Here is a 12,539-nt window from a genome sequence, read left to right as displayed (position 1 = left end):
ATCAACAATCGCTTGAAGCTCATCAAACGCTCTGGCTACGGGTTCAGAAATTTTGAGCGATTCAAATTACGCTGCCTCATTAGCTGGCATTTTCCTACTGCAACTGCATAATCAACCCGGTAGAGCCGATTTTTCTCAAGCATTCACTACAGGTAGCGTTGTGCCAACGCACCATTGCCTCGGCGTTAGCTACCGTTCAGTTTGTGGCGACGGGGCAAATTTAGGGAGCTATCAAAGCCAACACCGGGGCGAACTGCCTCACTACTGCCGTGCCAACATTGCTGTCTTTAGCTTGTCTTTACAAGAAAGAGGGTAGCTACATTCAAACTAGACGCCAAACCCTATCTAAAGGCATAGGATTCGGTCTTAGAGTTCATATATTCTTAATTCAGTTCATAACTCCTCTAGGCAGGCCACATTTAAATATTTATCTCGTCACAGTAAAAATAGAGTTCTAGCGTTAAAAGCTGTATCTGTCAATCTATAGGTCGCTACGCTAGAACCAAATGTTGCATGGCTAACATACAAGACAATGTGTAACCAGTAGCATAAAATTCCCCGGCTAAAACTCGTCATTACTATTGCTACCATGAGCCCTAATAAGCAGTTGAAAATAGTATATTCTTCAGCGCCTGTAGATGCCACGAGCGTTTATATGCATTGGGTTTCAGGTCAAGACGATCCTTCCCACTTTGCCATCACCTACGCCCAGCATTTTTATGAACTAGCCAAAAAATTTAATGCAAAGTCTTGGCTGATCTCGGCAAGAGACAAAAAGGGTTTTATACGAGATGGTGACTTTAAAGTTGAATTTAGATCCCTGAAACATCAGTTTAGAAGCAGCATTGCTTTCTTTGCTGGTCAGTTTTGGTCAGGCTTAAGGCTAATTTTTTCAGCAATTTTTTTCAAGACTGATATTTTAATTGTTACCGAGGACAGAACCTTTTGGTTTCTGCTAAGTGTTCTTCCTTTGTTTGGCGTTAAGATTATTCCTACAATTCACTGCACCCTATGGCCAAAATATAAGCGGCCCACTACTGTGCAGGGAATCATTCAAAAACTAAACAGCTGGTTTTTTCGGTATGGCTGCGTAGAAATTTGCGTCGTATCTGAAGACATCAAAAATCAGATCATTAAGATCACCAATGGCCGAAGTCGCCCCATCCGAACTTTTGTCCCCGCCTATAGAGAAGATTTTCTTGACGATATCAAGGTTCAGGATTACGATGCCGGAACTGAAAAATTCCAGGTTCTATTTGCTGGCAGAGTGGAAGTAAGTAAAGGGGTTTACTTACTTTTAGAGGTCGCCAAGAGATTTGTATCTGTCAAACCCAACTGTGTTTTCAACATTTGCGGTACTGGTAGTGAAGTAGAAAATCTTAAGGCGGCTGCGCTTAAGGCTGGCATGGAAAAACAGTTCATTGTGCACGGCCACTGTCAGCGCGATCAGCTGCGCGAAATGTATGAAGCATCCCATGTAGTTGCTGTCCCAACAACCAAAGATTTTGTTGAAGGATTTAACAAGGTTGTTGCTGAGGGTGTAATTATGGGAAAACCAATCGTTACATCTCCTGTTTGCCCCGCTCTATCGATAGTCAAAGATGCAGCGGTGGAAGTTACTCCTGACGACGTAGATGATTACTTCAACGCTATTTTGAAGCTGGCAACAGACGGAGATTTTTATCGACAGAAGCAGAAAAATGCTGTAGCCCTGAGAAAACAATTTTTCACATATTCAAAAAGTTGGGAAGCCCAGGTAGAAGATGTTATTCGAAAAATATGTCGAAACAATCCAGAACTCAGGAAATGCGGACAGGAAGCAACTCATTATCCTGCTTTGACCGATAATTTAAGACCCATTTTTGTGCCGAAAGAGATAGACGGCTAAAATTCTAGCTGATCTCGATACAGTCCCTTGATTAGGTTGTCGAGCTGCTCCTCGGGGCAGCAATCGATGAGGATGTAGAAAGCCTCTAGAAGCTTGGCGGCGCTGTCGCCCATCAGAGGGCTGAGGCCCCAGACGTCTTGCACCCAGTCTTGAGGCGCGGTGGCGTCAAAAATCATGCGCTCCAGCAGCTGCTTGGCTTCGTCTTTGGAAATAGACATGAAGGTAAAAGGGATATAACTGGTCTGGCCTATCTTAGCGATAATTGAACAGCGAGATTGACTCACATCAGTTCAATTTGGGCTTGCAACTAATACTGCCTTGCAGGTCAAGGATTTCAGCCCTTTATTGGGTGCAATTTCCTCAGAGATTGGTATAACTTGGCGGCATACATTTACTCACTATGTGTCGGCTCAGGTAAGGGGCTTAATACTAGATCCTGCTTAGCTAACCCCAATTCCTCTGGGCAAATGTCATTTGCCCCTTACGGTTTCGCCCGTTGGAAATCGGGGTTGTGGGATTCGGATTTGGTATAAGTCTTTGGTCTATCGGTGGCTGAATTTTTGCTATGGATTGCTAGGGAGTTAGCTCACCTAAAATTTTGAACCGCATATGGTTGACGGCTAGATCACCCAGGCGGGCCTCTGGGCTACCGGCAGGGCGAATCAGCTTCTCGAAGGGAATGCCTTTGGCCATTTCCACGTGCCACCAGGGGAGGCCCATGAAAAAGCGAGTGGGGTAAGGGCCGCCCTCCTGCACGTCATCGGGGTTAGACTCCATGGGCACCCAACCAAAGCCGGGAACGTAGAACTCAATCCACACGTGGTTGAAGTCGGGCTCTAGGTAGATGCCGATCTGGTCGGCGTGGGCTGGGCATTTGTAGCGACCCACCGTGCGGCAGGCAATGCCGTTGAGGCGCATCAGGGCCAGCAGTAGGCCGACGTATTCGCCGCAGGAGCCACGCCCCCGCTGGAGCACGACGTCGGGGGTTTCGATCGCAGGCGTCACCGCATAGGACAACTTGTCGTAGACGTAGTTGCGAATGCTGAGCACCTGGCGCAGCAGGTTAGTTTCGGTGCCTACGCTCTCGCGGGCCGCAGCCTGGATTAGGGGAGTATCCATGGCCAGTTCGTCGTCGTCGATTAGGTAGCGGGGGCCATAGTCTTGGGGCAGGGGCGGGGCCGACTCAACCTGGCGGGGGGTGAGCTGGTACTTAATGCCGTAGACCTCGACGAGGGCTTTCCAGCCGAAGAGGTGGCGCTGGTTGGGGTCGATGCGGGCGAACTTAAAGCTGGCGACGCGATCGCCCGCCTGCTGCACCTCGGTAAAGGGCAACCCCACCGGCTCGACCGATTTCACTCGCTGGCGATCGGTGGTGGTGGGAAAGGCGATGCGCCACTCGATGTTTTCGAGGGGCTGGGCATCTTCAAGGGTGTCGATCTCTTCGACGTAGGTCATTTCGACCAGGTAGCCGGTGGTGCGGCAGTAGTTGGCCTCTTTGTACCAGCGGTAGCTGAGGGGATGGATCAGGGTGCGATCGCGAAAGGTCAGCACAAAGGGCTCGGCACCGTTGGGGTCTTCGCGCACGGAGGGCTCTTCGTTGGCGTAGGCCACCCACAGGGTGCCGCTGTCGGGGGTAGTGCCGGGCGGCACCGCTAGCCCCGTAGGGTTATCGAACGGGGTGAGCATTTTTACGACTAGCTGGCCCGTGGCGCGATCGAGGCAGTAGACGGTTTGCTCGGCCTGGTCGCAGGCCCACAGGTAGTCGCCCCAGACCGAGAGGTTCTCAACCCCAATGCCCGGTGCGGGAAACTGGGTAATGCGCTGCCCTGAGGTGCGATCGCAGACAAAAATGCAGCCCCCCTTTTTGCAGCTGATGTAGAGGGTATTTTCCCACACGGCCACGCCGTCAGCGGGGTAGGGCAGGGTCAGCACCGGCTCGGGCTGCATAGTGCTGAGGGCCGTAGTATAAACCGTATGATCGCGGCTAAACCACAGCTGATCTTGCCAACAGGCAATGCCTGTAGCACCGTAGAAGGCTTCGGCCTGGGACGTGTTGAGTACCTCCACCTGTTCGGTTTTGGGGTCAATGCGCAACAGGTAGCCGCGAAACGGGTCTACCGCCAGCAGGCGATTCGCGGAGCGGTCTGTGCCGGAATCGCCCTGCAGAGTCAGGCCGTAGAGCGCCTTGACGCCAATCGGCTGAAGCATCGAAACAGCACCCGCCAGGGGCAGGGCCGGGGATATAGGCGAAGGAGAATCAGGCATAACCAGCGGAACAACCCAAAACGAAGATAGCTAGCGAAGCCGCGACAGCCGCATCCGCTAAGGTCATATCCTAGGGGACTAAGACGGCAAAAAGTGTAGTTTTCCTAGCCCAACGTCGGAAAACTGTGGTTAATCCCCTTGATTGGAGAGGTGAGGGGGTGAGGAGATGAGAAAGATGAGGCGGGAAGAGAATGACAAAAATTTCCTTATCTCCCCCATCTTCTCTATCACCCCATCTTTTCCTACTCCCCTTCCTGACCAATCTGCTGCTCAACGGTACTGATCGCGGCATTGAGGGCGGCTAGGTGAGCTTCTAGGGAGTCGCGCCAGTATTTCATCATCTCTAGCTTGTGGCGCTGGTACTGACGGCGCGATTCGGCGGACGGCGGGGCACAGAAGGGTAAAAACATGGGGATAGGGGAGTTAGAGGATGGTGAAAGACGTACCTTTTAGCCAACGGAGAGGCTACGCCAAGAACCTTTCCAGAGGGCAAGACCGGAGGCCTACAGACCTGTTACCTTAGGCTTACTTTGAATTTAGCTCAGCTAGAAAAAGATCGCTTCCTCCAGGGGGGAGACCACCGGTTTCAGTGGCCCATGAGACATGGTCTAGCGGGCACCAGCAGAGCCGCCCACAGGGCCAGCACCAGCCCCCGGTAGCGGTGAGCCCACCGCCCGATGGTCGTAAATATCGATTCCTTTAGGCGATCGCCCCCTCTGTCGCTGGCCCACAGCCCCCTCCGAAGGCATCCTCCAGCTCCATAATGTCTATTAAATGAACGCACCTATCTGGATGACAGCCCTAGGCCAAATTCCCTTTAGCCAGGTAGGGCCTTGGCTGAGAAGGGTTATTTTTACAGGTCGGCGGTGCATGATAGCGGTGACAATGGCCAACGCTATGGCTCAAAATTGTTGATTTTTATACTGTTTTAGGCCAAACACCGCTATGTGGAAAATCGTCTTGGGTGCAGTCTCAGCCAGCAGCCTATTGGGCCTGGTGATGCTGTCAACCTCCAGTGCTTTAGTTCCAGCACTGTCTTCTGAAATCTCGCTGACCCCGGCTCCCGTTACACCTGCTCCGCCCACAGCCCTGGTGCACCTGTTTGAATGGACCTGGAGTGACATTGCCACCGAGTGCGAAACCTACCTCGGCCCCAGTGGCTATCGAGCCGTGCAAATTTCGCCCCCCCACGAGCATATTGTTCTGCCCGACTACGACTATCCCTGGTGGCAGCGCTACCAGGTGGTTAGCTATGAGCTAGAAAGCCGCAGCGGCAGCCGCGCTGACCTGCAAGCCATGATCGATCGCTGTCGGAATGCCGGGGTCGCCATCTACGCCGACGCCGTCATTAACCACATGACCGGGTTTGAAAATGGCGTGGGCAGCGCCGGTACCCGGTTCAGCAAGTACGACTATCCTGACCTCTATGCCCCCGAAGACTTTAACGACTGCCACCAACCCGTTACCAACTACGGCGACGCTGAAAACGTTACCCAGTGCGAACTGGTCGGCCTGGCAGACCTCAACACCAGCTCGAGTGCCGTGCAGACGACCATTGTTGACTACATGAGCGAACTGGTCGATATGGGGGTAGCGGGCTTTCGTATTGACGCCGCCAAACACATTCGTAACGAAGAGCTGGGGCAAATTTTGAAGCAACTGCGCGATCGCCACCCCGAAACCAATCTCTATATCTACCAAGAAGTGATTGACCCCGGCACCGAGGCCATTCGCAAGCAAGACTTCTACGACAGCGGCACCGTGCTCGACTTTAAATATGGCCGCTTTATGGGGGAGGCCTTTTTGGGGTTAGAGGGCCAAACCCTGGCTAACCTACAAACCCTGGGCGAGGGCTGGGGCTTGGCCCCCTCTAACCAGGCGGTGGTTTTTATCGACAACCACGACAAACAGCGGGGCCACGGCGGCGGCGGCGACTACCTCACCTACAAAAATGGCGACCTCTACGCCCTGGCCAACGTGTTTATGCTGGCCTTTCCCTACGGCAAGCCCCAGGTGATGTCGAGCTTTGCCTTTGACGACTCCGAACAGGGGCCACCCGCCTACGAGGACGGTACCACCCGCCCCGTCTACCAAAATGGCCAGTCCACCTGCTTTGGCGAATGGGTCTGTGAGCATCGCTGGCCCGCAATTACAGGCATGGTCGGCTTTCGCAACGCTACCCAGCCCGTGGCTGAAGTCACCGACTGGTGGAGCAACCAGGCCAACCAGATCGCCTTTGGCCGGGGCGACCTGGGCTTTGTAGCCATCAACCGCGAGGCTCAACCACTGACCCACACCTTTCAAACCCAGCTGCCTCAGGGCCGCTACTGCAACGTTATCCAAGGCGGGCTCAGCGCCGACGGCACCGCCTGCGCCAACGATGCCAACGTCGTGCTGGTCAACCGCGCCGGGCAGTTTACCGCCACGCTGCCCGAAATGACCGCCGTGGCTATCCATGTGGAGGCAAAGCTCCGCCGCTAGCTCAATAGCTAATGATTGGCAGCAAACGTAAATCTGTTAGGCAGTCTCTTATTCAGCTTCGGGAGCGGTTTTTTTCGAGCGATAAAAGGCTTTGATCGCAAACCGCACCAGCAGAATAAAGAAGGCTAGCACCAGCACAAACATGACGATTGGAGCAAACAGGGCCAGCAGGGAAATGACTACGGCTCCGATTAGCTCTACCCCGGCAATCACTAGATTTGTAGCCCCCCCGGTGGTGGCTGTGGAGACGAGCCGGGTCAAACCATTGAGTCCTTTTACCGTGGCGGCGGCTCCGCCCCCGGCTACGATCGCAATGCTCCACTGGGCAAAGGGGTCGAGCTGGTTAGCCGCGATCGCCATCAGCAGCGTGCCCGCCACCGCCGCCACCGGCAGCGCTACCGTATCGATTACGTTATCGAGCCAGGGCACGCTATAGGCCAAAATTTCGACCACTAGGGCAATGGAAAGGCTGACAAAGGCAGTGGAGCTACCGAGCCAGGTCATATTGCTGGTCAGCGTCAGGTGGCCAAACAGCGCAGCGGCACTTAGCACCCAGAAGGGCACCACTACCCGAAACCCAGCGGCAACCCCCAAACCCAGGCCCAGGCCAATGCTCTCCAACAGTTGCAGATCCACAAGGCTTAGATCCATTGCGCGTCCCTCACCAACGATTCCTAAATGCCGGTCATTGGCCTAAGAATAGCCCCCGAGTTAGCCTGCAACAACCCCAGGAGTCTGTAAAAGACCCCCTTACCACGGCAGGCGGGTACCATCCCAGCTAAAAAACTCGCCGCTGTCGGCGGGGGTGAGGCCATCTATCACCGCCATCAGCTGCGCCACCGTGCGCTCCACCGAGAACAACTTCTCCGGCGGCACCCCGCGCTGAAAGGGCTCCGACAGGCGGGTGTCGGTGGTGCCGGGGTGTAGCAGCGCCAGAATAGTGTTGGGGCTGCGGCGGGCGTACTCCAACGAGGCCGTTTTTATGAACATATTCAGCGCTGCCTTGGAAGCTCGGTAGCCGTACCAGCCCCCCAGGCGGTTGTCGCTGATGCTGCCCACCTTGGCCGACACGGCGGCGAAAACGCTGGGCTGGTCGTGTTTCAGCAGCGGCAGCAGGTGCTTGGCCAACAGCACCGCCCCAAAGGCATTGGTCTGAAACGATCGCATCAAGTTTTCGCTGGTGAGCTGCCGCAGGCTCTTTTCGGGCTGAAAGTCACCATCGTGGAGCACGCCCACGCAATACACCACCCGGTGCAGCTGAGGGGTATGGGCTTGGATGTGGGCGATCGCCCCCTCAATCGCGCCCTCGTCGGTTACATCCACCGGCAGGCAGATGAGCTGGGGAAATTGCTCTGCCAACGCCAGCAGCCCCTGGGCCGTCTCAGGCCGACGGTAGGTGCCATACACCCGCTCAAAGCGCCCGTCGGTCAGCAGCTGCCGCACAAAGCCTAGGCCAATGCCCTGGCTAGCACCAACTACCAGGGCAGTTTGGCGATCGCTTTGGAACAATTCAGTGGTCATGGCGGCTTAACCATCCCCCAGCGTTGAATTTCTGGATCATGATGCCTCTTCCCTAGCGGCATCAGCTGTCAGAATCAGCTCCTCTAGGGCGGCTTGAATATCTGCCGTCAGGGTCTCCACCGCCGCCTTGGCCGATCGCCGCGACTCGGCGTAGTCAGACCAGCGATCGCTAATGTTCATCGGCTCCCCCAGGCCAATCACCGCCTGACGGGTGCCCAACTGGGGACGTTTGGGCACCCTTGTCCCCTTCACTCGTTCCACCAGGTCAAAGAGAATTAGGGTGGTTTCGGCAAAGCGCTCAAAGGTGGGTTTGTCTTTGACGTAGGTGCCCGTCACCGCCACAAAGCTCTCCACCAGGCGCATGTGCCGCAGGTTCAAGGTGGCTTCCTCCGCCATCCAGTTGGCCAGGCCGCGATCGAAGGCCGAGAGCTGCTCCAGGTCAGCAATGTCTTCGCGGTAAATGTAGGCCCACCCTGCTTCCTCTAGGCGGCGGCAGCGGGTCACCAGCGACCCGGTGTGGGGCAGAGCAAAGAACCGCTCCCCGATCTTGAGGGAGCCATCTAACAGGGGGCTCAACCGCTGGGCGATCGCCACCACATCATCAGCTTGGGGATTGTCGGCATCAGATTTCACCCCATAGAACCGCTGGTAGAACTGCTCTAAGCGGCCCAGCAGGTGCTGCCCTAACGCTAAAAGGCGGGGATAGTAGTCCTCTGGCCCCATAGCCGTCGGCTCACTGAACAACTGCACCGGCAGACCACAGTCGGCCTCAAGCTGGGCCAGCAGCCGGTTGAGGGCCGCCCAGTCGGGGCGGGGGTAAATGTAGCGTAGGCCCACTGGCAACAGCACCACCTGCTCCGATCGCCCCGCCTTTTGCAGATCTTCCACCGCCCAAAAGGCTAGCTGGGCTGTGCCCGGCTCCAGATCGCTGATTACTTCGCCGTGGCCGTTGGTGGCCCCCTCGGGGGCAATGGTCACCGGCAGGGGCGCATTCATCATCCGTTCGCGCACCGCTTTCAGGGCTTTGAGATCGAGCCGCCGACCCCGATGCACTGGGATGCCCCCAATGGCGGCAAAAAACCAGCCCAGCCACCGCCCGGCCCACAGGGGCATACCCCGGTCGTACATAAAAAAGCTGTGCAGCGGGCGCTTGAGGCTAAAGCCTTTCTGCCGGGCCGCCCGAGGCACCAGCCGCGAAAACAGGTACGACAGACACAGCGGGTCGTCTACCTGGCTGTGGCGAAAGGCCATCATCAGCCGAATTTCACCCGCCTGAAACCGGCGAAAGCACTCGGCCAGTACCTCGGGGTTGTGGCAGGTCACCGGCCAAATGCCCGCCGGCAGCCAGGGCCGCAGCCGCAGCCGCAGCATCAGGGGCAGCACAATGTAGCATCCCTGCACCACCCATGGCTTGTAGCGAGGGGGAATAAAGCCCAAAGGCGGCTGGGCGCGATTCAGCTTAGGCAACGGCAGACTCCAAGGCAGTAGGCGGGTTTTCCATAGCCCACTGTAGGGCAGATTTTCCCCCACGGCGTTGGCCTTTGGCTAGTCTTTGGCGATCGCAGAACCGCCCCAAAACAGCAGCGCCCCCCTCCCGAAGGAGAAGGGCGCTGCTAGGGAACCACACAACCGAGGCGTTCACCGCTGTGAACTACCCCAAAAATAAAAGTGTCTGACCCCTGAAAGCCCCCTGGAGTCAGACACATTTACCTGTAAGGACGCTTCTCAAACAGACCAGCTCTCAGGTTCAAATGCCCCCAAGTGAGCCGCCGAGCTGAGCTGCATGCGTTCTTCAGAATTAAATTTATTCTCTTCGGTTTCGCCGCCAACGCCGTCCCGAGAATTACTGAACCCTGCCGACTTTCTACCAGCAGGCCATGGTGAGATCGGTGGTACTACCCAGGACGGCGGCGGCAGCCCTGGTTGGCGAAGTAGGGCAGCAGCGCCCGCCGCTCCGGCCAGTGGTAGACCACGTAGCGCAGCACCCAGGGGGCCGACACCAGCAGGCAAATCACCCCCAGCCACCAGCTGGCGCGGAACTCCGCCAGGGTGTCGATGGTGTTGGCGGCAGGCTGGTTGGCCAGAATGTCGATGCCCGAGGCGATCGCATTGTTGATGGCGTGGGCCGCCATGGGCACCAGCAGCGATCGCGTACTCAGGTACAGCAGCGACATCACCACCCCAAACACAAACAGCCCAATCAAGTTAGAGTGCAGCACCCCAAACAGCACCGAGGTCAGCACAATGGCCGGGCGCACCCCCCACTTCACCCCCCAGCGGTGCAGCAGCACGCCGCGAAAGATAAACTCCTCGGTAATGGGGGCCACCACTAGTACCGAAAACAGCATCAGCCCGTTGTAGAGACTTGGATCCGTCGCCTGGTCGGCAGACAGCAGCAGCGACTGCCGCAGTGTGGCCTCCACCAGCCCTGGGGCCACCACAGATAGGCCCAGGTACGACACCTGAAATGCCCCCAGCGAAAACAAAAATACCCCCCCTACCAGCCACAGCAGCTGCACCCAGGCCAGCCGTCTGGGCCAAGAACCGAGTAGAGCTGCCAGGTTGAGGGGCGATCGCCGCGTCACCAGCAAAATCGATCCGCACAGGCCCAAAAAAATTAGGCTGTAGAGAATGGGCGCCAAAATAGGGTCATCCCCCTCTAAGGGCAGCAGTTCTAGAGCACCCAGAGTGCCAAACACCAGAGCCAGGCCCGTGGAAATCGCAAAAAATGCCACCACCACTAGTCGGGCTTTAAGGGCCAAAAACGGATTGTTATCACACGCAGCCATAGACCCAAGCCCGTTCTAGGAACCGCAGATCAGCGCTATAAGCCCTCAGGCTAACCCAGTGATGCCGTTGATCCGGTTTTTCCCGATTCAACCATGAATTGCTTAGGGAGCGCTATAACTGAGGCACTATGCCCTTATTGCAAGGGCAACAGGGTTGGGTTAGACCCAACTAGGGTTTCAATCCTTTGCCCTACCGCAGGGTGCTTATCAAGGGTGACTGTTCTGCGCCTCCGGGTCAGCACCTATAGTGATGGGGGCTGTCATTCTTGCTCCAGGGCTCCATGACTAACGCTTCGCCAGATTCCGGCGCAATTCCCGGCATCGTTTTAGTGGCACCAGTGGCCGATAGCTCCCTGGGGCCTCTGGTGGAATTATTAGATGTCCTGCGAACAGCGGGCTATGAGGTACACCAGGTCAGCGGCGAAGACGACATCATTGCGGCGGCTGAAGCCAACCCCCCCGACCTGATTGTGCTAGCCGTAGAGCAATTCGACACGGCCGCCATGCGGCTGTGCCACCGCCTCAAAAAACGGCCCCTCACCCGCCAGGTAGCCATAGCCGTCATCGGCCAAGACAAAGCCCTGGCCCGACGGCTGCGGGCCTTTGAATTCGGCGTGGTTGACTACATAGACCAGGCCCTCTGGGTTGAAGAGGCCGCCGCCCGCATTAAAGCCCAGGTGTCTATCCACCGGATGCAGCGACGACTGCGACAGCAGGCTCTTCGGGCGGTATCGGCGGGCAGCGCCACCAATCTGCTGGCCGATCTGCAAAAGGCTCTGCGCCGCCAGGCCCAGCTTTTGCAGGCCCAAAACCTACAGCTTCAGCAAGAGATGCAAGAGCGCGAACAGGCCCAGCAGGCCCTGCGCCTAGAGCAGCAAAAGTCTGAGCAGCTATTGTTGAACATTTTGCCGAGGGCGGTGGTTGACAAGCTCAAGCAGCTAGAGGGATCGCTGGCGGAACGCTTTGACGATGTCACGATTCTGTTTGCCGACATCGTCAACTTCACCCCCCTGGCCGCTCAGATTAGCCCCCTGGAGTTGGTCAACTGGCTCAACCAGATCTTCTCCGCCTTCGATCGCCTAGCCGAACGTTACCAATTGGAGAAAATTAAGACGATTGGCGATGCCTACATGGTGGTGGGGGGGCTGCCCCTGCCCCGCTCTGACCACGCCGAGACCATTATGGAAATGGCCCTGGCCATGCAGGAGGCCGCCGCCCACATCACCCGCAACGATGGGCAAAAGTTTCAGCTGCGCATTGGCATCAATACCGGGCCTGTAGTGGCCGGGGTAATCGGCATTAAAAAATTTAGCTATGACCTTTGGGGTGATGCCGTCAATATCGCCAGCCGTATGGAGTCCCAGGGGGTGCCGGGCAAAATTCAAATTACCGAGGCGACCCACCAGCGCCTTAAGCACCGCTATGACTTCAAAGAAGTGGGTCAGGTGATGGTCAAAGGTCATGGCTATTTGACCACCTACCAATACAGCGGCCCTGGGCAAAAAGCTTGATAGACTAGGGAGGCTAAAAATTCGGGCAGCTGAGCTAGCTATCCTGTAGACACAACCTGTGGATACAGCTGGATATAGAGCAGC

General features: G+C 56.4%; 12 protein-coding genes. 4 read left to right on the top strand and 8 right to left on the bottom strand.

Annotated elements, in window-relative coordinates; all coding sequences use genetic code 11:
- Together VB780_RS11600 and VB780_RS11595 are read left to right on the top strand one after the other, a co-directional pair.
- Positions 1-111 (top strand): transposase (locus tag VB780_RS11600; RefSeq protein ID WP_323351313.1); only part of this gene is annotated, 111 nt, incomplete at its 5' end.
- Between the two features lie 478 nt (positions 112-589).
- On the top strand, positions 590-1,888 hold the full coding sequence (locus VB780_RS11595) for a glycosyltransferase family 4 protein (RefSeq protein ID WP_323351312.1): 1,299 nt from the start codon (positions 590-592) through the stop codon (positions 1,886-1,888).
- On the opposite strand, the gene VB780_RS11590 is transcribed toward VB780_RS11595, so the two are convergent.
- The 4 genes from VB780_RS11590 to VB780_RS11575 all read right to left on the bottom strand — a co-directional run bounded on the left by VB780_RS11590 (position 1,885) and on the right by VB780_RS11575 (position 4,902).
- Positions 1,885-2,106, bottom strand: a complete 222-nt coding sequence (locus VB780_RS11590; RefSeq protein ID WP_323351311.1) for a hypothetical protein — start codon at positions 2,104-2,106, stop codon at positions 1,885-1,887. The genes VB780_RS11595 and VB780_RS11590 overlap by 4 nt on opposite strands.
- A 355-nt stretch (positions 2,107-2,461) precedes the next feature.
- Entirely contained in the window at positions 2,462-4,153 is a 1,692-nt protein-coding gene (locus VB780_RS11585; protein WP_323351310.1) for a transglutaminase family protein, read from the bottom strand.
- A gap of 242 nt (positions 4,154-4,395) precedes the next feature.
- Complete coding sequence (locus tag VB780_RS11580; RefSeq protein WP_323351309.1) at positions 4,396-4,563, bottom strand: hypothetical protein; 168 nt, start codon at positions 4,561-4,563, stop codon at positions 4,396-4,398.
- 198 nt (positions 4,564-4,761) lie between these two features.
- Positions 4,762-4,902 carry a hypothetical protein gene (locus VB780_RS11575; RefSeq protein ID WP_323351308.1) on the bottom strand — a complete coding sequence of 47 codons (141 nt, stop codon included), beginning with the start codon at positions 4,900-4,902 and terminating at the stop codon, positions 4,762-4,764.
- 196 nt (positions 4,903-5,098) lie between these two features.
- Here VB780_RS11575 and VB780_RS11570 point away from each other — a divergent pair, with 196 nt between their 5' ends.
- Positions 5,099-6,634: an alpha-amylase family protein gene (locus VB780_RS11570; protein WP_323351307.1), complete on the top strand. Its 1,536-nt coding sequence runs from the start codon at positions 5,099-5,101 to the stop codon at positions 6,632-6,634.
- Positions 6,635-6,682: 48 nt separating this feature from the next.
- Here the strand turns inward: VB780_RS11570 and VB780_RS11565 are convergent, their stop codons facing one another.
- From VB780_RS11565 to VB780_RS11550, 4 genes are all read right to left on the bottom strand, one after another.
- Entirely contained in the window at positions 6,683-7,285 is a 603-nt protein-coding gene (locus VB780_RS11565) for a DUF4126 domain-containing protein (RefSeq protein WP_323351306.1), read from the bottom strand.
- A gap of 99 nt (positions 7,286-7,384) precedes the next feature.
- Positions 7,385-8,155 carry an SDR family NAD(P)-dependent oxidoreductase gene (locus VB780_RS11560; RefSeq protein WP_323351305.1) on the bottom strand — a complete coding sequence of 257 codons (771 nt, stop codon included), beginning with the start codon at positions 8,153-8,155 and terminating at the stop codon, positions 7,385-7,387.
- 36 nt (positions 8,156-8,191) lie between these two features.
- Positions 8,192-9,622, bottom strand: a complete 1,431-nt coding sequence (locus tag VB780_RS11555) for a 1-acyl-sn-glycerol-3-phosphate acyltransferase (protein WP_323351304.1) — start codon at positions 9,620-9,622, stop codon at positions 8,192-8,194.
- Positions 9,623-10,050: 428 nt separating this feature from the next.
- On the bottom strand, positions 10,051-10,944 hold the full coding sequence (locus VB780_RS11550; RefSeq protein ID WP_323351303.1) for a type II CAAX endopeptidase family protein: 894 nt from the start codon (positions 10,942-10,944) through the stop codon (positions 10,051-10,053).
- Positions 10,945-11,225: 281 nt separating this feature from the next.
- Here VB780_RS11550 and VB780_RS11545 point away from each other — a divergent pair, with 281 nt between their 5' ends.
- The gene (locus VB780_RS11545; protein WP_323351302.1) at positions 11,226-12,455 is read left to right on the top strand and encodes an adenylate/guanylate cyclase domain-containing protein; all 1,230 of its coding nucleotides are present in this window, start codon (positions 11,226-11,228) and stop codon (positions 12,453-12,455) included.
- Positions 12,456-12,539 lie beyond the last annotated feature (84 nt).

Source organism: Leptolyngbya sp. CCNP1308 (genome assembly GCF_034932455.1).
In the GTDB taxonomy this organism is placed as follows: Bacteria; Cyanobacteriota; Cyanobacteriia; order Phormidesmidales; family Phormidesmidaceae; genus Nodosilinea.
The sequence above is the reverse complement of the archived record's forward strand: the minus strand, read 5'-3'. Positions and strand labels throughout refer to the sequence as shown.